Raw genomic sequence first — 22,378 nt, 5'->3', positions numbered from 1 at the left:
GATGCTCTTCTCCAGCAGGTCCTTACCCCATACCGTCCAGTACACGCTGGAAGGACTGGGCGAATCCCAGTCGTTCGGACACGCTGGCCAGCACCTCGTCGGGATACAGGTCCAGATCTCCCGCCAGGGCACCCAGCTCCATCTCGTCCAGGCCGAGGTCGGCCACGATGGACAGGTCGCCCGCGGGCAGCACCTGGTCGAGGTCGTCGTCGTCCGGCTGGTCGATGTCCAGGTAGTCCAGGACGTCCCGGGCCACCTGCCAGTCCACGGAGGCGGTCACGTCGGAGAGGAAGAGGGAGACCTCCTCACCGTAGACCCGCACGATGACGAAGAAGTCGTCGCCGACCGAGACCAGCCCGAGGGAGCCGCTGATGCTCGGCTGCTGGCGCAGGGCGTGGATCAGCCCCTTGAGGTCGTGCGTCAGGGTCACGGGGAGCAGGTCGACGTCCCAGTACTCCTCTTCCCTGTACGCGATGGCCGCGAAGTCGCCCGAGTCGTCGTCACCATGATCGAGCACTGTCATCGTCACCCCAACCCGGCCGGTGTATCGGTGCGGACGAAGGAAACCCGGATCGCCCGTGCGAGTGACATGGTAACGATCACTCCGGTGCCACCGTCCCCCTTGGTCCGCGTCATTCCGGACCACGCTCTCATGAGAACCGGATCCCCGCTGCCCCTCCACCGCACCCGCGCCCCCCGAACGGCCCCGGGCGCCCGGCCGCGCCGGTCCGGAGCGGGTGCCGCGCGGCCCGCGACGCCTCCGGTGCGGTGGATGCGCGCGGTTAGACTCGGGCAGGCCTCCTCCCCAGCCACCGTCTTGTTGTCCCAGCTCAACCGGAGAACGCTTTGGAAACCCTGGTCGTCGACCACCCCCTGGTCGCGCACAAACTCACCACCCTGCGCGACGTGGGGACCGACTCCCCGACCTTCCGGCGCCTGACCGACGAGTTGGTGACCCTGCTCGCCTACGAGGCGACCCGGGACGTCCGAGTGACGGACGTCACCATCCGGACCCCGCTCGTGGAGACCACCGGAACACAGCTGACGCGCCCCACCCCGCTCGTGGTGCCGATCCTGCGCGCGGGCCTGGGCATGCTCGACGGGATGACCCGCCTGCTGCCCACCGCCGAGGTCGGCTTCCTGGGGATGGCCCGCGACGAGGACACCCTCCAGCCCGCCACCTACGCCGACCGGCTGCCGCAGGACCTGTCCGGCCGCCAGTGCTACGTGCTGGACCCGATGCTGGCCACCGGCGGCACCCTCGCCGCCGCGCTCAGGCTCCTGGTGGAGCGGGGCGCCGACCACATCACCGCGATCTGCCTGCTCGCCGCCCCCGAGGGCCTGACCGCGGTGGAGCACAAGCTCACCGAGGACCTGGACCCCGACCACGGCGCGACCCTGCGCGTGGTGACGGCAGCGGTGGACGAGCGGCTGAACGAGCAGGGGTTCATCCTGCCGGGCCTGGGCGACGCGGGCGACCGCCTCTACGGCTGCGCCTGAGATCCGACGCCCCACCCGCCCCCAGCGCCCACCGGATCACGGTTGGGCGCTTTTTCGGTTCTTTTTGCGGCCGAAGGAATGAACGTCCGAAAATCGGGCATGCCTGCTGCCGACCGCCTCGTCCGCCCAGGTGGACACGGCGAGTCGGCGCAAGCACCGACACGGCTTTGCGTTAGCCGAATTCATTTCGAGACGGGAATGTAACAGAGAGGAGCGATGATGGTTCCCGCCCGCCCGTAAGCGGAGACCAGCCGGACCGAAACACCTCTCACCCCAACCCTCTCTCATCAGCCCGCTGACACCGCACGCCCGTGCCTCCTCCGGCGCGACGCTTCGTCCACCCTCCAGCGGCTACTGAAAGATCCCGGAAGAACACACAGAGCGACCCCCGTAGCCCCCAAGGAGTGAGATGAACGAGAACCCCTCCACCTCGACCGCCCGCGACTCTCGCTTCGAACCGGTGCGGAGCCGGTTGGCCGAGGAGTTCTCCAAGGTGCACCACACCTCCACCGTCACCCGGTGCGTGGACGCGGCGCGGCACGGCGCCGAGGACGTGACCGGCAAGGCCACCCCCGATCTGGTGGAACGGATCGCCCGACAGCACCTCCAGGTGCTCGCGCTGGCCTTCGCCGAGCAGGCCTAGAGGATCCGAGCAGGCCTGTCCGGGGTTTTCGGCCTGTCCGAACTCGGGTGACCTGCACTGGGGGCGATGAATTACCCCCTTATATCCAGCGATGTCCTTAATGTCATAGTCCTCGATGGACCTGAACCACATTCCGGCCCACCAATCACTGGGTTACCAACACCACCGGAACCGGACACAGCCCGCAAGCGAGGAAGGTCCGACATACCGCCACGCCGAGGGTGCGCCCCAGGCTTTACGGGCATGATGGTCGGTGCGACAATCACTGCTGGGTTGGTGGGTCAGGTGGATTCCAAGGGGAGTCAGTCGTGGCGAAGTTGAAAAAATGGGGCGGCTACGCGCTCATCGCTTTCGTGGCGTTCTATCTGTTCACACAGCCGGAAAGCGCCGCCGGGGTCATCGAGAGTGCTCTGGGCGGTCTGATGGGGGGCGCGGAGTCGATGTCCCGTTTCGTCAACGCGCTCCTGTAACCGGAACGGTCGGGTGGCATGCGGCTCGTAGCGTCGAGTAACAGCGCTCCTGCGTCGGTCAACCGCTATCTCCTGCCGCACGAGCAGGACGTGGTGACCATCCGTCGGCACCCCGCGGTGCTGATCGGTCCGGTCGGGGCGGTCCTCGGCGCGTTGATCCTCGCCGGGATCCTCAGCAACACCTCCATCGCCAACAGCGCAGCGACGCTGGCGATCATCTGGTGGGTGTGGCTGTTGGTGTTGGTGTGGTTCGTGTGGCGGGTCGCGGAGTGGTCGGTGGACTACTTCGTCATCACCTCCGCGCGGCTCCTGCTGACCACCGGCCTGATCATCCGGCAGGTGAACATGATGCCGCTGGGCAAGGTCACCGACATGAGGTTCGAGCGGACCCTGATGGGCCGCTTCCTCGGCTACGGGACCTTCGTGATGGAGTCGGCCGGTCAGGACCAGGCCCTGAGCCGGATCGACTTCATCCCCTACCCGGAACAGCTCTACCTGGAGGTCGTGGGGCTCATCTTCAAGGAGTGAGCGCCGCGCCTCGGGGCCGTAGGACCATGGAGCACCCGCCGGGACGGCGGGTGCTCCTGCCGTGTTCCGGGCGCCCTCCGGGCAGGTGGGGGCGGGCCCCGGTGAGCCGTGGCCGCCGTACACGGCCGGGCGCCCTCCCGGCAGACGGGGCGAGCACGGTGTCGGGACCGCGACAGGCAGGCCACCGCGCGGACCTACGGCGCGGCTCGGGCCGAGCACCCTCCTTCGCGCCTCGTTCACCTTTCGTTCACCTTGCCTTGGAGTGACATCCCCCTTTCCTCGGCGCAGGTCAGCAGATCGTCACGCACGGCACTCGGCGCATCACGCATAGAACTTCCCGACCTGGGCAGATCTACAACAGGCCCCACACGGAGGTCGAAGCCCCCGATGGACCAAGCCCCGAAGCCCGGCGAATTGACTCGAAGGTGAACGTAGGGTTAACTTGGGACATCTGAAACGGAAACGAGGAGGGTCCCATGGCGCGCAGGACGGACCGTGCACCCCACCCCACTCGGTTCTCGACGACCCGTCGGCGCATCCGCTTCTCGGCTGGGACCAACCGCCTCTCCGGTCTTGCGACCGAGCCGGTCAACGTCCCACAGCCCCGCGAGGACGCCGACGCGACGACGTCGGGACACCCGATCATGCACTGGGTGCTGGTCACCGACGAGAACGGTCGGAGCCGCCCCGAGGTCCGCTGGCTCTAGTCGGCGGATGCCGCGAAGGCCTCCCCCGCCCGGTTCCCCGGGCCGGGGAGGCCTTCGCCGTCGGTCCGGGATCGACCGGGCCCACGGGCACACGGGCACACCGAACACGAAGAGGGGCCGCCCTGCGGGGCGGCCCCTCTTCGTGTTCGGGGCCCTCCGCACAGCGCCTCCGCGCGGTGCCCTCCTGTCGCCACGCCCTTTTGTCGACAAATCGGCTTGACCATAAAGAGTGATGTGGATAGCCCTTACAGGCCTTCCATCATCCGACTCCCAGTGATGTCCGTCTCACAGGAACCCGCTTGACGCCTTTCGAAACGAGACGTATCGTCTCTCCCATGAGGCTGATCTTCCTGTAGTCCCGCGTCCGACGCCCGAGCCGCCACCGCCAGCGCCCAGTGCTGCGCGGCGGTGTCACACACGCTCCCCGGCGTCGCCGTACCGCGGTCGACCACGGAAGGCCTCACCGTTCCCCTCCTCGGACACGCGCCACCGTCGCGCCCTGTCCGAAACCCGGAACGCCAGCGCCCCACCGTCGATCCGCGGCTCCTTCCCCAGCCACACCGCAGATCAGGAGGCGCGCATGCTCACCGCCCGAGTACGAGCACAGTCCCAGCTCACCCTCAACGACATCACCCACCGCTACGGCGACCACACCGTGCTCGACCGTGTCACCCTCACCATCAGCCCCGGCGAGCGTGTCGGGATCCTCGGCGACAACGGCTCGGGCAAGAGCACGCTGCTGCGCCTGCTCGCCGGGGAGGAGGAACCCTCCAACGGCGAACTCACGGTCCGGGCTCCGGGAGGAGTGGGCTATCTGCCGCAGACCCTGGAGGCGGTGGGGGTCTCCACCGGCACCGTCGGCGACGCGATCGACTCCGCCCTGTCCGTCCTGCGCGGCATGGAGGCGCGCCTGCGCGCGGCGGAGAGCACGCTCGGCTCCGCCACCCCCGAGGAGCTGGACGCCTACGGCGACCTGCTCGCCCGGTTCGAGGCGCGCGGCGGCTACGACGCCGACGCGCGCGTCGACGCAGGACTGCACGGGCTCGGCCTTCCCGGCCTGGACCGGGGCCGCCCGCTGAGCACCCTCTCCGGAGGGGAGCGCTCGCGCCTGGCCCTGGCCGCGATGCTGGCGGCCTCGCCCGAGCTGCTCCTGCTGGACGAGCCCACCAACGACCTGGACGACCGCGCGGTCGCCTGGTTGGAGGACCGGCTCCGCCGCCACCGGGGCACGGTCGTGGCCGTCACCCACGACCGCGCTTTCCTGGCCAACGTGACCGACACCGTCCTGGAGGTCGACCACGACCTGCGCCGGATCAACCGGTACGGCAACGGCTACGACGGGTTCCTGGCCGCCAAGGCCTCGGCCAGGGCCCGGTGGATCCGCGAGTACGAGGCGTGGAGGGCCGACCTGGCCAGACAGCGCAGGCTGGCCGAGAACGGCGTCGCGGCACTGCAAGCCATCCCGCGCAAGATGGAGAAGGCCGCGTTCGGCCACGGGGCTTTCAAGATGCGGGGGGCCGCGCACGGTTCCATGGGCCGCGTCCGCAACGCCAAGGAGAGGTTGGAGAGACTGACCGACAACCCGGTGGCGCCTCCGCCGGTACCGCTGAGGATGACCGCCGGGTTCACCGGGTCCCCTGCCGGGGAGAGCGCTCCGACCGCGTCGCTGGAGGGGGTCCGGGTGGACCACCGCCTGGAGGTGCCCTGTCTGGACCTGGCCCCGGGCGAGCGCGTGCTGGTCACCGGGCCGAACGGGGCGGGCAAGACCACCCTGCTCCGGGTCCTGTCCGGGGACGCGGTCCCCGACGGGGGGCGGGTTTCGGTCCCCGGCCGGGTCGGTTACCTGCGCCAGGAGGACGGCTCCTTCGCAGCCGGACAGACCGTGCTCGGCGCCTACGCCGCGGGACGGCCGGGGTTCGCCGAGGACCACCGGGACGAGCTCGCCTCACTCGGGCTGTTCCGGCCTGGAGAGCTGGACCAGCCGGTGGCGTCCCTGTCGGTGGGCCAGCGCCGGAGGATCGAGGTCGCCCGGCTGACGTCGGGGGCCTACGACCTGCTGCTGCTGGACGAGCCGACCAACCACCTCTCCCCCGGTCTCGTGGAGGACCTGGAGGAGGCGCTGACGCGCTACGAGGGCACGCTGGTGGTCGTCACCCACGACCGCAGGACCCGGCAGCGCTTCACCGGTCGGCACCTGGAACTACGGGAGGGGATCGTGGTCAGCGACTCCGCGTGAAGTGGCCGTAGCGCTTTGTCGACAAATCGGCTTGGCCATAAACCGCTATTACGACTAACCGATATCCGGGGCCCGCTGCGCGGCGGGCCCCGAAGCAGCGGTCCAGGGTCCGTTTTCTGAACCGGTCCCAGCTTGTGGGGGGTTGGTTCGGGCGCCCACGGGGTTCTGGAGGGGCCGGAGACGGGTTCGCGAGGAACCGGCGAACCCGCCGTAGGCGCCGAAGGTTCCCGTGCTCCGGGCGCCCGAACACGGACCGAAGCGGAGCGGAGGTCCGAAAAACGCTGCCTATCCGGGCGCCATGTCGACGAACCGGCTGTAGTGGCCCTGGAAGGCCACGGTCACGTCCGCCGTGGGGCCGTTGCGGTGCTTGGCCACGATGATGTCCGCCTCGCCCGCGCGCGGCGACTCCTTGTCGTGCACGTCCTCGCGGTAGAGCAGGATGACCATGTCCGCGTCCTGCTCGATGCTGCCCGATTCGCGAAGATCAGACACCTGTGGGCGTTTGTCGGTGCGCTGTTCGGGACCTCGGTTGAGCTGGGAGAGCGCCACCACCGGGACCTCCAGCTCCTTGGCCAGGAGCTTGAGGGACCGGGACATCTCCGAGACCTCCTGCTGGCGGCTCTCCACCCGGCCGGGCGAGCTCATCAGCTGGAGGTAGTCGACGATGACCAGCTTGAGGTCGTGCTGCTGTTTGAGACGTCGGCACTTGGCCCGGATCTCCATCATCGACATGTTCGGGGAGTCGTCGATGAACAGGGGGGCGTTGGCCACCTCGCCCATGCGCCTGGCCAGGCGGGTCCAGTCCTCGTCGGTCATCAGCCCCGAGCGCATGGTGTGCAGGGGCACCCGGGCCTCCGCCGACAGCAGGCGCATGACGATCTCGTTGCGCCCCATCTCCAGGCTGAAGAAGACCGCGGTCATGTCGTGCTTGATGGACGCCGCGCGCGCGAAGTCCAGGGCCAGTGTCGAGTTGTGGGTGGGGACCATGGACCGGGTGGCCAGGAACAGGTGGTCCGGATGGTCCACCTGCACGCAGCGGACCGGAACGCTCTCCACGGGCCGCACCTCGGTGACGAACCGGGAGCCGATCCGCGTGCGACCGCGGTCGGCGCCGCGCTCCCGGTGCACACGCCTCTTGCGTTCGAGCCGGAAGACCTCGCTCGCGGAGCCGAAGGTGACCGTGTAGCGGGTGGAGGACTCCTCCGACCGGCCGCCGACCCGCCTGGTCGACATCCCGGTGCGGTGACCCAGGCTGTGCGCCAGCTCCCGGAAGCCGTTCGCCAGGCGCTGGCTGGTGACCGCGAACTGCACGGAGCCGTTGGCGTTCACCGTGCCGTCCGTGTCCAGCAGACCGGCGAGGAGGGCGCGCCGCTGGTCGGCCGAGGCGCGCAGGTACTCCTGGGGGATGTGCTTGTTCCCCAGGACCCCGAGGGTGCGCAACCGCGCCTGGACACTGCCGTGGCTGCCGACGCGCTCACGGGCCGCGGGCGCGGGGTCCTCCTCCGGCAGGAAGACACCGTAGGCCATGCCGGTGGAGCCGACAGGCTTGGTCACGAGTCCTTCGGCCTCGATGTTGAGCAGGACCTCGGGGTCCGTGCCGGTGATCCGGGCGGCTGAGGAGGCTCCGTCGCCGAGCCAGGCGCCGAGGAAGTAGGGCGGCAGGGGAAGGTCGCGTTCGGGCAGCTCGATCGCCGCCGCGTTGGCCACCGAGTGGTTCAGCCTGCGGTCGGCGGTCTCCGCGCGCAGGGTCCGGGCGATCTCCCTGGTGGTCCGTACCTCGGGCGGCACGCGGGGAGCGGTGCCCCCGGCCCCGGCCTCCCGGGCCGCGCGTCGCGAGGCCCGCGTGTGGGTCAGCCACTGGTGCTCGCCGTCGGCGACCACGGTGGTGCCGTCGTCGAACACGACCTCGAAGCAGGGACGCCCGGTCATGACCTCGGTGGCGGCGACCACCCGGGTGGGGGTCCCGTCGGCGGCGATCAGCTCGGCGCCGACCTCCACCTCTCCCATGGTGGTCCATCCGCCGGGTGTGGGGAGGGGGGTGTCCAGGGCCAGCGCCTTACCGACGGCGGGGCGGGCGGCGATGATGACCATCTGGCCGGGGTGGAGGCCGTTGGTGAGGGCGTCGAAGTCGGCGAAGCCCGTGGGCACGCCGGTCATGGTCCCGTCGTGGGCGCCGATCGCCTCGATCTCGTCCAGGGCGCCCGGCATGATGTCGGCCAGCGCGACGTAGTCCTCGCCGGTGCGCTTCTCCGCGACCTTGTAGATCTCGGCCTGGGCGTGGTCGACCAGGTCGTCCACCTCGCCGTCGCCGGCGTAGCCGATCTGGGCGATGCGGGTGCCCACCTCGACCAGGCGGCGCAGGACCGCGCGGTCGGAGACGATCTTGGCGTAGTAGCCCGCGTTGGCGGCGGTCGGGATGGCCTCGGTGAGGGTGTGCAGGTAGAGCGCGCCGCCGACCCGGGTGGCCTCGCCGCGCTTGGTCAGCTCGGCGTTGACCGAGATCGTGTCCACGGGCTCGCCGCGGGAGAAGAGGTCGACGATGCTCTCGTAGATGATCTGGTGCGCGGGGCGGTAGAAGTCCGCGGAGCGGATGATCTCCACGACCTGGGTGATGGCGTCCTTGGACAGCAGCATGCCGCCGAGCACGCTCTGCTCGGCCTGGATGTCGTGGGGCGGGGTGCGCTCGTATCCGCCTTCTTCAGGTGGCTGCTCAGCGACACTCACGAACGCTCCCCCGGGACGGCACTTCCGTCGACCCGGGAACGGGCCGACCCTTCCAGGATGCCCCATGGCGGACGCCGGAGGCGCCTCGGCCGGAGGTTGTGGACACGTCCCTTACCACCATGTCCGGTACCCCGCAGGACATCCCGAACCGAGGTTGTGCACATCACCTGTGGATAACTTTGCCGAGGCCTCCACATATAGCCTTTGACCTGCAAAGACACAGGATGCAGTCAGGGGGTGCAAGATGCCTCACAGGGCGTGTTTCCACAAGTTATCCACAGGCTTCGGCTGGGGTGTGGACAACTCCACACCCGCGTAGAACGCGTGTCCGATACTGTGTGCTGGTCATGCCACAACTGCTTTCGGCCGCCCCTTTCCGGCACCGCCACGACCGCGAGATCCTCGCCCTGGCGGTCCCGACGTTCTTCGCGCTCATCAGTGAGCCCCTGTTCCTGCTCACCGACTCGGCGATCGTCGGCACACTGGGCACCGAGGCGCTGGGCGGCCTCGGCGTGGCCGGGCAGGTGCTGCTCACGCTCGTGGCCGTCTGCGTCTTCCTCGCCTACGGCACCACCGCCGCGGTCTCGCGCAGGTTCGGCGCGGGCGACGTCCGCGGGGGCGTGCGGGACGGTGTGGACGGGTTGTGGCTCGCGGTCCTGCTGGGCCTCGCGGCCGTCGCGATCGGTTGGCCGCTCGGCCCGGTGCTGGTGGAGGCGCTGGGCGCCTCGCCCGACGTGGCGCCCCACGCCCTGACCTACCTGCGCGTCAGCCTGCTCAGCACGCCGTTCCTCCTCATCGTCATGGCGGGCACCGGCGTGCTGCGCGGCCTCCAGGACGCCCGGACCCCGCTGGTGGTGGCGGTCTGCTCCTACGTCGGCAACGCGGTGCTGTGCGCGGTGTTCGTGCTGGCCCTGGACTGGGGCGTCGCGGGTTCGGCCTGGTCGACGGTGCTCGCCCAGGGCGGGGGCGCGTTCTGGTACGTGGTGATGATCGCGCGCGCCGCCCGGCGCGAGGGCGTGTCGCTCATGCCCACGACGGCGGGCCTGCGCGCCTCGGCCTCGGCGGGGTTCGCCCTGTTCCTGCGCAGCGTGTCGATGCGCGTGGTGGCCCTGGTGACCACGGCGGTGGCGGCCCGGCTGGGCGACGCGTCGATCGCCGCGCACCAGGTGAGCCACAACATCTGGGCGCTGCTGGTGTTCGCCATGGACGCGATCGCCATCGCCGGGCAGTCCATCGTGGGCCGCTACCTGGGCGCGGGGGACGTCCAGGGCACACGGGACGCCACGCGACGCATGGTGGAGTGGGGCGTGGGGCTGGGCCTGGTCTTCACGGCGGTGGTGTTCCTGGTGCTGCCGTGGGCGTGGGTGCCGTTCACCTCCGACCCCGAGGTGCGCGTCCTGATCACGGCCTCGCTGGTGGTGGTCGCGCTGTTGCAGCCGCTGAGCGGGGTGACCATGGTGCTGGACGGCGTCCTGATGGGCGCCGGGGACCAGCGCTACCTGGCGTGGGCGTCCCTGTGGACGATGCTGGTCTTCCTGCCGTTCGCCCTGGTCCTGCCGGGACTGGCGGACGGCCCGGTGTGGGCTCTGGTGAGCCTGTGGATCGCCTTCGGGGTGTGGATCCTCGCGCGCGCGGTCACCCTCGGGTTCCGTACACAGAGCACGGCCTGGCTGGTCACCGGCGCGCACCGGCCCTGACCGCGGGTCCGCCACGGCGTGGCCGTGACGGACCCGGTACCCGCTGTCCCCCGGCGGACCGGCCGGGTCACGTGAACGTGTCGCGCTCACCGACGGCGGGTCCGTGACGGTAGGGCGCCACCTGCTCGTCCCGCGGCACGTCGGGGTAGGTGGGCATCTCGTCGGGCTCCGCTGCCGCGACCGTCGCCCCGCCCGGGTGGGCGAGATGCTTCCGCATCATGCGCCTGACGTCGGAGCGGAGCCGGGGAAGCGCCGAGTAGAGCTTGTCGCCTGGGCAGCCCGTCGTGTTGAAGTCGCGGTGGCCGACGATGGCCTCGTCGGGGTCCAGCCGGTAGGCCAGGCACAGCCAGGCGCAGGTGTCCGCCAAGGACGCCAGCAGGACCGCGGGCGGGGCCGCCGAGGTGTAGGTGCCCTCGTTCTCGATGCCGATCGCGTGCTCGTTGTGGTTGGCGGTGTGCGCGCCGAGCACGTGGTGCCCCGCGCTGACGGCACGGAGGCTCTGGTCGCGCCCCTCCATGATGTGCCCGCCGCGGCTGATGGTGAACTGCTGCCCCATGTCGCTCCACCCGTTGGTGTCCATGTGGTACCGCTGGATGGAGCGCGACAGCGACGCGGCGTGCGAGGTCGAGGTGTCGGACGAGTTCGCCGTGGCGGTGTGGTGCACGACGATGTGCGTGGGCCCGCGGCCCACGACCTCGATCTTGTTCTTCGGGGCGCGCGCCCCCCAGTCGGCGCGCGTGTACACCTTGGGTCGTGTGGCCGCGGAGGCCCGGTCCGCGACGGGGATACCCGTGATCCCGCCGAGGAGCACTCCCCCGGCGGCGAGGGCGGTTCCCCGCAGAACGGTCCTGCGGTCCACCCGTGTGTGTCGGCCCGGCTCGTCTCTTCTTTCCACGGTCATGGCTCTACGTCCTCTCCGTGCTGGGTGGTGCAACGTACGACACCAACACAGAGAACACGATAGATTACAAAGAGTAATCAAAGGGTTGTCTGTCGACCAGGCGTGTCAGGAGAACTCCGCGGGACCGCGGACCGTCTCCGATGGCGCCGGGCCCACGACGGGCCGGGGGCGCGGAAACAGCGGGGCCCCGCCTCCCGGAGGGAGACGGGGCCCGACGTGCACGGCGCCGGTCAGGAACCGACGACGTCCAGCTTGATCGTCGCGGAGACCTCGGGGTGCAGGCGGACCTGGACCTTGTGGCTTCCGACGGCCTTGATCGGGTTCTTGATCTCGATCCGGCGCTTGTCCAGCTCGGGACCACCGGTCGCCTTGACGGCGTCGGCGATGTCCGCGGGCGTGACCGAGCCGAACAGGCGGCCACCCTCGCCGGCGCGCTGCTTGAGGCGCACGGTGAGCGCGTTGACGCGGCCCGCGACCTGCTGGGCCTCGTCCAGCGTGCGGATGTCACGCGCGGAGCGCGCGCGCTGGATCAGGTCGATCTGCTTCTGACCGCCGCGCGTCCACCGGATGGCGAACCCGCGGGGCAGCAGGTAGTTGCGACCGTAGCCGTTCTTCACCTCGACGACATCGCCGGGGGCTCCGAGACCGTTGACCTCGTGGGTCAAAATCAGCTTCACGACAAAAACCTCCCTCGGATATCGCCGTTAGCGGGCGGTGCTGGTGTAGGGCAGCAGGGCCACCTCGCGCGCGTTCTTGATCGCGGTCGCGACGTCGCGCTGGTGCTGGGTGCAGTTACCCGTGACGCGGCGGGCGCGGATCTTGCCGCGCTCGGAGATGAACTTGCGGAGAAGCGTGGTGTCCTTGTAGTCGATGTAGGACTGCTTCTCCTGGCAGAAGAGGCAAACCTTCTTCTTGGGCTTGCGCGCTGCCGGCTTAGCCATCGTGGTGCTCCTTCGCAAGAGCCCCGGGGTCCTCCCGGGGATGGTCTGGTGTGGAAAGGGGTCTGGCGCCTCGGGGCGCCGGACGGGGTGCTGCCGCGGCTAGAACGGGGGCTCGTCGGAGAAGCCCCCGCTTCCGCCACCGAAACCGCCGCCACCGCCGCCGCCGTTGGTCGCCCACGGGTCGTCGGCCGGGGGACCGCTGCGGCCTCCGCCGCCCTGCGACCCGCCGAAGCCGCCGCCCTGGTTCCCGTAGCCGCCGCCCTGCTGGGGCTGGCCGCCACCGAAACCGCCGCCACCGCCACCGCCGAAGCCGCCGCCGCCACCCTGGCGCTGCGACTTGGTCACCTTGGCGGTGGCGCTGCGCAGGGCCGGGCCGACCTCGTCGACGTCGATCTCGAAGACGGTCCGCTTCTCACCCTCGCGGGTCTCGTACGAGCGCTGCTTCAGTCGGCCCTGCACGATGACGCGCATGCCGCGCTGAAGGCTCTCGGCCACGTTCTCCGCGTACTGCCGCCAGACGGTGCAGGTGAGGAACATGGACTCGCCGTCCTTCCACTCCCCCGACGCGCGGTCGAAGGTGCGGGGCGTCGAGGCCACACGGAAGTTGGCGACCGCGGCTCCACTGGGAGTGAAGCGCAGTTCAGGGTCGTCGACCAGGTTGCCGACGAGCGTGATCTGGGTTTCGCCTGCCATGGATGGGCTCCGGTTCGAGGTAGTCGGATCAGGCGGTTTCGCCTGTTCCCCCGATCATCCGCGCCACCACTGACATAACACTCAGGGCCGGGGACGGAAGTCGGGGCGGGGGGCGGCGGCGGGGTGCCGCCTAGTGGACCTCGGGGCGGAGCACCTTGGTGCGGAGCACGGCCTCGGCGATACCGAGCTGGCGGTCCAGCTCCTTGACCGTGGCGGGCTCGGCGGTGAGGTCGATCACCGCGTAGATGCCCTCGGCGTTCTTGTCGATGTCGTAGGCGAGACGGCGCTTGCCCCAGATGTCGACCTTCTCCACCGAGCCGCCGTCGTTGCGGACGACACCCAGGAAGTTCTCCAGCGACGGGGCGACGGTGCGCTCGTCGAGGTTGGGGTCGAGGATGATCATGAGTTCGTAACGACGCATAGGCGTACGTTCCTCCTCTGGACTGTCGCGGCCATGGAATCTCCATAGCAGGAGGGCAGGAGTCCGGGACGGGTTCCGCGCCGCGGGGGCGGGCGTCGCGCGGACTCTGAGCCATACGGGAACCAAGATTACCAGCAGCCGCGCACCTCCCGGTGCGGCCTGTGGACGGACCCCGGGCACACGCGAAGGGGGCCGGTGCGCTCCACGCGCACCGGCCCCCTCACCCATCCGGAACCGGGTCAGTCGTCCCGGCCGAGGATGATCATCCTGTTGGCGTCGCTCCCGGCCCCGTTCGCCCGGAAGGGCCAGCCGCCCTGGTCCCCGCCGTCCTGCTCCGGGTCCGTGGCGTCGCCGCTCGGCTCGGTCTCCTCACAGCCGGGACGGGGGAACATGCCGCATTCCTCCTGGTCCCCCGTGCCGGGGCTCTCCGGGCAGTCCCGGCCCATTCCGGGTTCGCAGGGCTCTTCGGTCTGCTGGCCCTGGCACTCCGGGGAGTCGGGCATGGCCGGGTCGCACTCCGGCGGGCTCTCGCTCGCGGATTCCTCGGGAGAGGGCTCGTCGGTGGGCTCGTCGCTCTCCTCCGCGCTCGGGGACGGCGTGGGCACGAAGCTCTGTTCCGTGCCGACGTAGGCGGGCGGCGGGAACTGCGCCGGTTCGACGCCCTCCATGGCGGTCGTCATGAACTCGCGCCACACGTTGGCCGAGGTGGTGCCACCGAAGATCTCGCCCGCGGTCTGGCCGTCGAACTCCAGGGCCTGGTTGGCGTCCGCACGGCTCAGCCCCACCGCGGCGACCAGCTGCGGCGTGTAGCCCACGAACCACGCGGAGACCGCGTCGCTGGAGGTACCGGTCTTGCCCGCGACGGGGCGCCCGTCGGGCAGCGCGGCGTTCTCGCCACCGCCGCCGGGCTCGACCACCTGGGTCATGGCGTAGGTGACGTCGGCCGCGACGTCCGAGGTGACCACCTGCTCGCCTTCCTCCAGCAGGTCGGCGTCGTTGGGCGGGACCACCGTGCCGTCGGCGGTGCGCAGCTCGGTGACCATGTGCGCCGGGCGGTGCACGCCGCCCGCGGCGAAGGTGGAGTAGCCCTCGGCCTGGTCCAGCGCGCTCACCTGGTGGGTGCCCAGCGCGATGAGCGGCCCCTGGGCCGAGGTCGTGGTCTGCTCCTCGGCCACACCGGCCTGGACCGCGAGCTGGTCCACCGCGGCCGGGGTCATCCGCACCGCCAGTTCCACGAACGGGGTGTTGACCGACTGGGCGGTGGACTGGATCAGGTTGACCGGTCCCCAACTCCTGTCGCCCGCGTTGATGACCGGGCTCTGCAACTCAGGGAACTCCTGGGGGGAGTCACCGTCGAACGTGCTGTTGAGGCTGATGCCGTTCTTGAGCGCGGTGGCGAGCACGTAGGGCTTGTAGGACGAACCCGCCTGCGTCCGGTGCACCAGCGAGTTGTTGACGTCCTCGACCACGTTGTCGCCCCCGTGGAAGGCGACGATCTGCCCCGTGGCGGGGTCGACCGCGGTCAGGCCCATCATCGTGTCCTCGGGGGTGTTCGGCAGGACGTCGAAGGAGCTGCGCGCGGCGTCCATGAGCGCGGGGTCCAGCGAGGTCTGCACGACGAAGCCCTGGGTGGCGATGTCCTGGGCGGTGATCCCCTGCTCGGAGTAGCGCTCCTCGATCTCCTGGACGACCGCCTGGCGAACGTAGTCGAACTTGGGGTCGTACTCCTGCTCCTCCTCGCCCTCCTCGGTGCCGTACGGGACGAGCTCGGGGATCTCCAGGGCCTCGGCCTCGGCCCGGGGCAGGCCGAGGTCGGGGTCGTCCTCGTGCATGAGCGCCAGCTGGTCCTGCACGTAGGGCCAGCGCTCCTCGGTGAGGTAGGTCCTGGTCCAGTCGCCCATCTCGCCCTGGAAGTTGCTGGGCATCTGGATGATGATGCCCAGGAAGGCGCCCTCGGCGTCGGTCAGCTCGTCCAGGTCCTTGCCGAAGTAGGACTGGGCGGCCATCTGGATGCCCATGGCGTTGCGGCCGAAGTAGATGGTGTTGAGGTAGGTCGAGAGGATCTTCTCCTTCTCCATCTGCTGGTTGAGCTTGATGGAGATGAAGATCTCGCGGATCTTGCGGATGTACTGGTTGTCGATCTCCAGGTCGCTGTAGTAGTTCCGGGCCATCTGCTGGGTGATGGTGGAACCGCCGCCCGCCTCGCCGCCCGAGAGGAGGGCGCGCCCGATACCGGAGATGCTGATGCCGGGGTCGGTGTAGAAGGTGCGCTGCTCGGCGGCGAGCACGCCGTTGATGACCGTCTGCGGGATGTCCTCGCTCTGGACCTCGACCCGCCTGACCTCGCCCGTGGTGACCGCGACCTCGGGTTCGGCGTCGCCCTCCGGGGCCCACATGATCTGGGTGGCGGACAGATCGGTGTCCGCCTTGGCCTCCAACTCGTTCACGTTGGGGGCGGTGGCGTAGAGGATCGCGAAGGTCGCCACGCCGCCGATGATCATCAGGCCGAAGACGGCCAGGGCCGGTTTCCACGCCTTGGACAGGAAGCGCTTGAACCAGGGGCGGTCGTCCGGCTCCTCGTCGCGGCCGCGGCGCCGACCGCCTCCCCGGCCTCCTCGGCCGCCGCCGCCGGCGGCGGCGCGGGAGCCGCGGCCCGGGGCGCGCCGCCCCTCGGAGCGGGCGGCGTTCTCGCGGTCGCGGCCGCGGTCGCGGGGGTCTCGGGGGTCGCGCGGTCCGGAGCCGGACGCCCTGCGGCGGCCGCGGGGGTCCTCGTCCGGGCGGCGGCGCTGTCCCTCCGGGCGGCGCGGGCGCTCGCCCTCGGAACGGCGGCGGCCCTCGGAACGGGCCTCCTGCTCAGGGGGGCGTCGGCGGCGCGGGCGCTCCGGCCCGGCGTCGTCTCCCCAGAAGCCGTCACCGGCGTCCGGGCGGCGGCCTCCGGAGGGTTCGTCCCGGGGCGGGCCGTCGGCCCTTCGCCGTCCGCCGCCGCCGCGCGAGCCGTCGGCCGGGCCGTCGGCCCGGCGACGGCCGCCATCGGCGTTCCGTCGTCGTTCGGTACTCACGTGGTCCTCGATTGCCTCTCACGGCCGGTCGGCCTGACGATTCCTTGGTGGAAACGGGGGGACGGTCCCCCTGGGGGATCGGTGATCCGCGACCTGCTTCTCGCGATGACTGGCGTGGACCGGACCGGCGTGGCCGTGTCCAACGCTGTGCCTGTCGTTCAAGGCTTCATAAAGGACGCTCGAAGACGGGCGGGGGTTTTCACACAGGTCGCGAAGACGTAAGCCGCTTCTTCCTCCTGGTCGTTGGCCTGCGGGAGCGACAGCCCTCGGTACTCGGTGCCTACGGAAACGCCGCCGCGGCAGGGGCTGGGTCCGGGGGCTCTACCGGCTACGCACGCAAATCACAGGTCACGTTAGAGCGATCGAACGGTATAGCACAACCCACGCGCGAGGTTATCGCGCGTCCTGGGACACCTGGTCATGTTTCGCCGGGAAACGCCCGTTGTGCCAGTTCAGAGCAGGCGAACCGAACGCCGACGAGCGGGCCGGGCGACAACCCGGCCGCGAGGTGTCCGGTGTCGGCGCTGGTAGGGATGGGTGTGTGAGATTTTCCCCGCAGGATTCCGGGGGTTCACGGACGGCGGCCGACGCGTGCACGCGAACGCGGACGCGTGTCACAGGTCCGGCATGCGGGCCCGCGGACGGGCGGGGATAGAGTCAGAACTGAACAAAACAGCCAGACATGCACGTTCCCCCTGCGTTTCTCGTCGCGGGACGCGAACCATGCCCGGGCCGTCCGCCGAGGACGGCGGAGGGGGCACGGGGGCTCCGCGCGCCGGACACCGCCCGCCGAGGGCGGTGCGGGACGGTGGGTGGGAACAGAAACGCCGTGTGCGCTGCTGACCACATACGGGAAACGAACGCGGGACGACGGGACCCGGAGCCGCCGTCGGCGCGGTCCCGTCGTCGTGCGCCGTGGAATCCATGTTCGCGAACAAGAAGGAGCAAGGACCAATGGGTTCGGTACGTGTAGCCGTCGTGGGCGTCGGCAACTGTGCGGCGTCGCTCGTCCAGGGCGTGCACTACTACAAGGACGCCAACCCCGAGTCCCGGGTACCAGGCCTGATGCACGTGCAGTTCGGCCCGTACCACGTGCGCGACATCGAGTTCGTCGCAGCCTTCGACGTGGACGCCAAGAAGGTCGGTCACGACCTGGCCGACGCCATCACGGCCAGCGAGAACAACACCGTCAAGATCTGCGACGTGCCGCCGACCGGCGTCACCGTCATGCGCGGACCGACCTACGACGGACTCGGCAAGTACTACCGCGAGATCATCCAGGAGTCCCCCGAGGACGCGGTGGACGTGGTCGCGGCGCTCAAGGCCAGCAAGGCCGACGTGCTCGTGTCCTACCTCCCGGTGGGTTCGGAGGAGGCCGGCAAGTTCTACGCCCAGTGCGCGATCGACGCCGGCGTCGCCTTCGTCAACGCCCTGCCGGTGTTCATCGCCTCCGACCCGGAGTGGGCCGAGAAGTTCACCAGAGCCGGTGTGCCGATCATCGGCGACGACATCAAGTCGCAGATCGGCGCGACCATCACCCACCGGGTGCTGTCCAAGCTGTTCGAGGACCGCGGTGTGATCGTGGACCGCACGTACCAGCTCAACTTCGGCGGCAACATGGACTTCAAGAACATGTTGGAGCGCGACCGCCTGGAGTCCAAGAAGATCTCCAAGACGCAGTCCGTCACCTCGCAGATCCCCCACGAGCTGAAGGCCGGCTCGGTGCACATCGGCCCCTCGGACCACGTGCCGTGGCTGGACGACCGCAAGTGGGCCTACATCCGCCTGGAGGGGCGCGCGTTCGGCGACGTGCCGCTGAACCTGGAGTACAAGCTGGAGGTCTGGGACTCCCCCAACTCCGCGGGCATCATCATCGACGCGGTCCGCGCCGCCAAGATCGCCAAGGACCGCGGCATCGGCGGCCCGATCCTGGGCCCGTCCTCCTACTTCATGAAGTCCCCGCCGGAGCAGTACAGCGACGCCGAGGCCCACGAGAAGGTCGAGCAGTTCATCGCCGACCAGCCCGGCGGCGCCGACGAGTAGAGCGTTCGGGCGGGCGGTCCCCTCGCCCGCCCGGGGCCGGTCCCTCCCCGGGACCGGTCCCTTCCCGGAGCCTCCCGGGCCCCGGGTACGGCCTACCCTTGGTGCCGTGTCCTTCTTCGGTGATCTGCGCGTGGTCCTGCGGGGGCCCCGGTTCCGCCGCCTGTTCGGCACCCGGCTGGTGGCGCAGTTCTCCGACGGGGTGTACCAGGCCGGGCTGGCGGGCTTCGTCTTCTTCACCCCCGAGCAGCACACCAGCGCCGGTGCCGTCGCCGCGGCCTTCGCCGTGCTGCTCCTGCCGTTCTCGGTGGTGGCCCCGTTCGCCGGGGTGCTGATCGACAGGTGGCCCCGGCGCCAGATCCTGCTGCTGTCCTCCCTGGCCAAGGCGGCTCTCGCGGTGGCGAGCGCGTTCCTGGTGTCGGAGGGCGGGAGCCCGGCCTTCCTCCTCGCCGCGCTCCTGGTGCTGAGCGTCAACCGCTTCTTCCTGTCCGGGCTGTCCGCCGGGCTGCCCTACGTGGTGGCCCGGGACAAGCTGATGATGGCCAACGCGGTCACGCCGACCAGCGGTACCGCGGCGAGCTTCCTGGGCGCGGGGGCGGGCGCCGCGATCGGGCTGTTCGGCGGCGAGGACGCCCTGGGCACCGGGCTCATCCTGTTCGTGGCCGCGCTCGGCTTCGCCGGGGCGGCGCTGGTCTCCCTCACCCTGGGCCACGACGAGCTGGGACCGCACCTGGAACGGGAGCCGGACGAGGTCGCGGCGGCCGTGCGCAACGTGGTGCGGGGCATGGTCTCGGGGGTGCGCCACCTCCGGGCGCGCCCGGAGGCCCGCGACGCGCTGCTCACGATCGGCGGCCACCGGGTGCTGTTCGGTGTCTCCACGCTGCTGACGCTGCTGCTGTACAACAACACCTTCACCGGCGGCGGCGTGGCCGGGCTGGCCGGTTTCTCGGTGGCGATGGGCCTGTCGGGGGCGGGGTTCCTCGTGGGCGCGGTGGCCACCCCGTGGGCGACCGCGCGGACGGCCCCGGGGACGTGGATCGCCCTGCAACTGGCGGCGGCGTCCGTGGTCCTGGTGGTGTTCGGGCTGCCCTTCTCGCCCGTGCTCTTCCCCGTGGCCGCGTTCGCGCTGGGCTTCGTCTCGCAGGGGGTCAAGGTCACCGTCGACACGTTGGTTCAGCGACATGTCGACGACGCGTTCCGGGGACGGGTGTTCTCCGTGTACGACGTGCTGTTCAACGCCACGTTCGTCCTGGGCGCGGCGCTGGCCGCCGCGCTGGTCCCGCCGTCGGGGATCAGCCCCGCGGTGGTCGCCGCGATGGCCGCGGCCTACCTGGCGATGGGAGCCGCCTGGGTCGTGCGCGGGCGCCGCGCCACCGCCGCCGAGGCGGAGCGCGAGACCGCTTAGCACCTTGTCGACCTGGTGACACATCGACACGTCACCATGTGGTCACCTGTTGTAGTGTCCACGGGGAGACTTGTCGACAGCGGGGATGGTTCTCCATGCACAGCGGTGACGCACTGGGCGACGCCTCCAGCGCCTTCGGGCCGCGGGGGGTGGTCAAGCGCGTCGGGGCGGTGTCCCGGCAGCTGCCCGTCCGCGGCGACCGCCTGCTCGACGTGGGCTGCGGCGACGGCGTCCACACGGTCGAACTGGCCGGGGGCTACGTGCGCGTGGACGCGATCGACCTCGAACCAGAGCGGCTCGACGCGTTCGCCGGGCGCATCGCGGGCACCGGGCTGGAGGACCGGATCGGCATCCACAAGATGTCCGCCGACGCGCTGGCCTTCGACGCCAACACCTTCGACCGCGTGACCGCGTTCGAGGTGGTCGAGCACGCCGATGACCTGGAGGGCGCCCTCAGCGAGGTCCGCCGCGTCCTCAAGCCGGGCGGCGCGCTCTCCCTGACCGCGCCCAACCGCTGGTTCCCCTTCGAGGCCCACGGCGTGCTCTGGGGCGGTCGGCGGCGCTCGGCGCTCACCGCGCCCTTCCTGCCCTGGATCGGCCCCCTGCACGCGCACATGTCGGACGCGCGCTCGTTCACCACCCAGCAGATGGGGCGCCTGCTGCGGGGCGCCGGGCTGCGCGTGCGCGCCATCGACTACCTGATGCCGCCGTTCGACCGGCGCACCACGGCGTTGCAGACCCTGTCCGACACCCTGGAGGGCACTCCGCTGCGCGTGTTCGGCATGGCCATGGCGGTCACGGCGGTCAAGCCGGGCCGCTGACCCTCACAGGTGCTCGGCCGCCCAGGCGCGCAGCTCCTCGGTCGCCGCCTCCCTGCCCATCGGGCCGTTCTCCAGGCGCAGTTCCAGCAGGAAGCGGTACGCGCGGCCGACCACGGGCCCCGGCTTGACACCCAGGATCTCCTGGATCTCGTTGCCGTCCAGGTCCGGGCGGATGCGGTCCAGCTCCTCCTGCTCGGCGAGCAGCTCGATGCGCCGCTCGATGTCGTCGTAGGAGCGCGCCAGCGCCGCCGCCTTGCGGCGGTTGCGGGTGGTGCAGTCGGCGCGGGTGAGGATGTGCAGCCGCTCCAGCTGCGCACCGGCGTCGCGGGCGTACCGGCGGACCGCGGAGTCGGTCCACTCACCCCTGCCGTAGCCGTGGAACCTCAGGTGCAGTTCGACCAGGGTGCTGACGTCGGACACCACGTCCTTGGGGAAGCGCAGCGCGGTGAGCCTCTTTCGGCTCATCGAGGCTCCCACCACCTCGTGGTGGTGGAAGGTCACCCGTCCCCCGGACTCGAAGGCGCGTGTCTTGGGCTTGCCGACGTCGTGCAGCAGAGCCGCCAGGCGCAGCACCAGGTCGGGCTCGTGGCCCCGCTTCGCCTCCAGCTCGATCGCCTGGTCCAGGACGGTGAGCGAGTGCTCGTAGACGTCCTTGTGCCGGTGGTGCTCGTCGATCTCCAGGCGCAGCCTGGGGATCTCCGGCATCACGTACTGGGCGATGCCCAGCTCCACCATGAGCTCGACGCCGCGGTGCGGGTCGGGGCTGAGCATGAGCTTGGTCAGCTCGTCGCGGACGCGCTCGGCGGAGACGATGGAGAGCCGGTCGGCCATGCCCCGGGCGGCCTCGGCCACCTCGGGCGCCAGGGTGAAGCCGAGCTGGGCGGCGAAGCGGACCGCGCGCATGATGCGCAGCGGGTCGTCGCTGAAGGAGTCCTCGGGCCTTCCGGGTGTGCGCAGCACCTTGTCCCGCAGGTCGGACAGGCCGCCGAACGGGTCGACGAACTCCAGGCCGGGCAGACGCACCGCCATGGCGTTGACGGTGAAGTCGCGGCGCAGCAGGTCGTTGTGGATGTCGGTGCCGTAGGCCACCTCGGGCTTGCGGGACTTGGGCGAGTAGGACTCGCTGCGGTAGGTGGTGATCTCCAGCTGGAGGCCCTTCTTGCGCAGGCCCACGGTGCCGAAGTCGATGCCGACGGTCCACACGGAGTCGGCCCAGCCGTCCACGAGTTCCAGGATGCGCTGGGGCACCGCGTCGGTGGTCAGGTCCACGTCGTTGGCGGGCCTGCCGAGGAGCGCGTCGCGCACCGGCCCGCCGACGAGGGCGAGCTGCTGGCCGTGCGCGGCGAAGCGGTCGCCGAGTTCCTCCGAGACGGTCGGGAAGGAGTCCGCCAACGCCGTGATCGCCGCACGCTGCGCACCGGTCAGCGCACCCGGACCCGGTGCGTCCCCGGCGTCCGGCTGCTGGGCGGCGTCGCTCTCCCGCGAAAACTCTGTGTTCGGCACACCACGAGACTAGGCGGCGCCCGAGGCAAACCGCGAATCGTCCCCACCTCCCGGAACCGGTCCGTACACGGATCGGCGGCCGCCCCGGC

General features: G+C 70.4%; 19 protein-coding genes. 10 read left to right on the top strand and 9 right to left on the bottom strand.

Annotated elements, in window-relative coordinates:
- Positions 1-22: 22 nt before the first annotated feature.
- On the bottom strand, positions 23-523 hold the full coding sequence (locus HGB44_RS05550; RefSeq protein WP_061080821.1) for a tRNA adenosine deaminase-associated protein: 501 nt from the start codon (positions 521-523) through the stop codon (positions 23-25).
- A gap of 323 nt (positions 524-846) precedes the next feature.
- On the opposite strand from HGB44_RS05550, the gene upp reads away from it, so the two are divergent.
- From upp to HGB44_RS05520, 6 genes are all read left to right on the top strand, one after another.
- The gene (gene upp, locus HGB44_RS05545; RefSeq protein ID WP_061080819.1) at positions 847-1,500 is read left to right on the top strand and encodes a uracil phosphoribosyltransferase; all 654 of its coding nucleotides are present in this window, start codon (positions 847-849) and stop codon (positions 1,498-1,500) included.
- A gap of 409 nt (positions 1,501-1,909) precedes the next feature.
- Positions 1,910-2,143 (top strand): hypothetical protein, encoded by a 234-nt coding sequence (locus tag HGB44_RS05540; RefSeq protein ID WP_061080818.1) that lies wholly within the window; start codon positions 1,910-1,912, stop codon positions 2,141-2,143.
- 308 nt (positions 2,144-2,451) lie between these two features.
- Complete coding sequence (locus HGB44_RS05535; protein ID WP_013155824.1) at positions 2,452-2,613, top strand: hypothetical protein; 162 nt, start codon at positions 2,452-2,454, stop codon at positions 2,611-2,613.
- A gap of 18 nt (positions 2,614-2,631) precedes the next feature.
- Complete coding sequence (locus HGB44_RS05530; RefSeq protein ID WP_061080817.1) at positions 2,632-3,141, top strand: PH domain-containing protein; 510 nt, start codon at positions 2,632-2,634, stop codon at positions 3,139-3,141.
- 476 nt (positions 3,142-3,617) lie between these two features.
- On the top strand, positions 3,618-3,848 hold the full coding sequence (locus HGB44_RS05525) for a hypothetical protein (RefSeq protein WP_017562893.1): 231 nt from the start codon (positions 3,618-3,620) through the stop codon (positions 3,846-3,848).
- A gap of 580 nt (positions 3,849-4,428) precedes the next feature.
- Positions 4,429-6,084: a TlrC/CarA/OleB/SrmB family ABC-F type ribosomal protection protein gene (locus tag HGB44_RS05520; RefSeq protein WP_061080816.1), complete on the top strand. Its 1,656-nt coding sequence runs from the start codon at positions 4,429-4,431 to the stop codon at positions 6,082-6,084.
- A gap of 285 nt (positions 6,085-6,369) precedes the next feature.
- On the opposite strand, the gene dnaB is transcribed toward HGB44_RS05520, so the two are convergent.
- Positions 6,370-8,808 (bottom strand): replicative DNA helicase, encoded by a 2,439-nt coding sequence (gene dnaB / locus HGB44_RS05515; protein WP_061080815.1) that lies wholly within the window; start codon positions 8,806-8,808, stop codon positions 6,370-6,372.
- A gap of 347 nt (positions 8,809-9,155) precedes the next feature.
- Here dnaB and HGB44_RS05510 point away from each other — a divergent pair, with 347 nt between their 5' ends.
- Complete coding sequence (locus HGB44_RS05510; protein ID WP_061080843.1) at positions 9,156-10,505, top strand: MATE family efflux transporter; 1,350 nt, start codon at positions 9,156-9,158, stop codon at positions 10,503-10,505.
- Positions 10,506-10,572: 67 nt separating this feature from the next.
- On the opposite strand, the gene HGB44_RS05505 is transcribed toward HGB44_RS05510, so the two are convergent.
- From HGB44_RS05505 to HGB44_RS05480, 6 genes are all read right to left on the bottom strand, one after another.
- Positions 10,573-11,406 (bottom strand): peptidoglycan recognition protein family protein, encoded by an 834-nt coding sequence (locus tag HGB44_RS05505; RefSeq protein ID WP_061080814.1) that lies wholly within the window; start codon positions 11,404-11,406, stop codon positions 10,573-10,575.
- A gap of 230 nt (positions 11,407-11,636) precedes the next feature.
- Entirely contained in the window at positions 11,637-12,083 is a 447-nt protein-coding gene (rplI, locus tag HGB44_RS05500; RefSeq protein WP_013155831.1) for a 50S ribosomal protein L9, read from the bottom strand.
- 27 nt (positions 12,084-12,110) lie between these two features.
- Positions 12,111-12,347 carry a 30S ribosomal protein S18 gene (gene rpsR, locus HGB44_RS05495; protein WP_013155832.1) on the bottom strand — a complete coding sequence of 79 codons (237 nt, stop codon included), beginning with the start codon at positions 12,345-12,347 and terminating at the stop codon, positions 12,111-12,113.
- A 99-nt stretch (positions 12,348-12,446) separates the two neighbouring features.
- Positions 12,447-13,040 (bottom strand): single-stranded DNA-binding protein, encoded by a 594-nt coding sequence (locus HGB44_RS05490; protein WP_061080813.1) that lies wholly within the window; start codon positions 13,038-13,040, stop codon positions 12,447-12,449.
- Positions 13,041-13,170: 130 nt separating this feature from the next.
- On the bottom strand, positions 13,171-13,461 hold the full coding sequence (gene rpsF / locus HGB44_RS05485; protein ID WP_013155834.1) for a 30S ribosomal protein S6: 291 nt from the start codon (positions 13,459-13,461) through the stop codon (positions 13,171-13,173).
- A 239-nt stretch (positions 13,462-13,700) separates the two neighbouring features.
- On the bottom strand, positions 13,701-16,520 hold the full coding sequence (locus HGB44_RS05480; protein WP_168443961.1) for a transglycosylase domain-containing protein: 2,820 nt from the start codon (positions 16,518-16,520) through the stop codon (positions 13,701-13,703).
- Between the two features lie 954 nt (positions 16,521-17,474).
- Between HGB44_RS05480 and HGB44_RS05475 the strand changes: the two genes are divergently transcribed.
- From HGB44_RS05475 to HGB44_RS05465, 3 genes are all read left to right on the top strand, one after another.
- Complete coding sequence (locus tag HGB44_RS05475) at positions 17,475-18,563, top strand: inositol-3-phosphate synthase (RefSeq protein WP_061080811.1); 1,089 nt, start codon at positions 17,475-17,477, stop codon at positions 18,561-18,563.
- Positions 18,564-18,669: 106 nt separating this feature from the next.
- Positions 18,670-19,965 carry an MFS transporter gene (locus HGB44_RS05470; RefSeq protein WP_061080810.1) on the top strand — a complete coding sequence of 432 codons (1,296 nt, stop codon included), beginning with the start codon at positions 18,670-18,672 and terminating at the stop codon, positions 19,963-19,965.
- Positions 19,966-20,060: 95 nt separating this feature from the next.
- The gene (locus HGB44_RS05465; RefSeq protein WP_061080809.1) at positions 20,061-20,786 is read left to right on the top strand and encodes a class I SAM-dependent methyltransferase; all 726 of its coding nucleotides are present in this window, start codon (positions 20,061-20,063) and stop codon (positions 20,784-20,786) included.
- Positions 20,787-20,789: 3 nt separating this feature from the next.
- Here the strand turns inward: HGB44_RS05465 and HGB44_RS05460 are convergent, their stop codons facing one another.
- A complete protein-coding gene (locus HGB44_RS05460; RefSeq protein WP_061080808.1) occupies positions 20,790-22,289 on the bottom strand; it encodes a CCA tRNA nucleotidyltransferase in 1,500 nt (499 codons plus the stop codon).
- Positions 22,290-22,378 lie beyond the last annotated feature (89 nt).

Source organism: Nocardiopsis alborubida (assembly GCF_012396365.1).
GTDB classification, from domain to species: Bacteria; Actinomycetota; Actinomycetes; order Streptosporangiales; family Streptosporangiaceae; genus Nocardiopsis; species Nocardiopsis alborubida.
This window is presented reverse-complemented; position numbering and strand designations above follow the sequence as displayed.

Excerpts from the sequence above, each read along its gene's own strand:
- HGB44_RS05520 (WP_061080816.1), top strand. The coding sequence starts at position 4,429 with ATGCTCACCGCCCGAGTACGAGCACAGTCCCAGCTCACCCTCAACGAC.
- HGB44_RS05490 (WP_061080813.1), bottom strand. The coding sequence starts at position 13,040 with ATGGCAGGCGAAACCCAGATCACGCTCGTCGGCAACCTGGTCGACGAC.
- rpsR (WP_013155832.1), bottom strand. The coding sequence starts at position 12,347 with ATGGCTAAGCCGGCAGCGCGCAAGCCCAAGAAGAAGGTTTGCCTCTTC.
- HGB44_RS05475 (WP_061080811.1), top strand. The coding sequence starts at position 17,475 with ATGGGTTCGGTACGTGTAGCCGTCGTGGGCGTCGGCAACTGTGCGGCG.
- HGB44_RS05530 (WP_061080817.1), top strand. The coding sequence starts at position 2,632 with ATGCGGCTCGTAGCGTCGAGTAACAGCGCTCCTGCGTCGGTCAACCGC.
- HGB44_RS05550 (WP_061080821.1), bottom strand. The coding sequence starts at position 523 with ATGACAGTGCTCGATCATGGTGACGACGACTCGGGCGACTTCGCGGCC.
- HGB44_RS05465 (WP_061080809.1), top strand. The coding sequence starts at position 20,061 with ATGCACAGCGGTGACGCACTGGGCGACGCCTCCAGCGCCTTCGGGCCG.
- HGB44_RS05505 (WP_061080814.1), bottom strand. The coding sequence starts at position 11,406 with ATGACCGTGGAAAGAAGAGACGAGCCGGGCCGACACACACGGGTGGAC.
- HGB44_RS05525 (WP_017562893.1), top strand. The coding sequence starts at position 3,618 with ATGGCGCGCAGGACGGACCGTGCACCCCACCCCACTCGGTTCTCGACG.
- rpsF (WP_013155834.1), bottom strand. The coding sequence starts at position 13,461 with ATGCGTCGTTACGAACTCATGATCATCCTCGACCCCAACCTCGACGAG.
- HGB44_RS05510 (WP_061080843.1), top strand. The coding sequence starts at position 9,156 with ATGCCACAACTGCTTTCGGCCGCCCCTTTCCGGCACCGCCACGACCGC.
- HGB44_RS05540 (WP_061080818.1), top strand. The coding sequence starts at position 1,910 with ATGAACGAGAACCCCTCCACCTCGACCGCCCGCGACTCTCGCTTCGAA.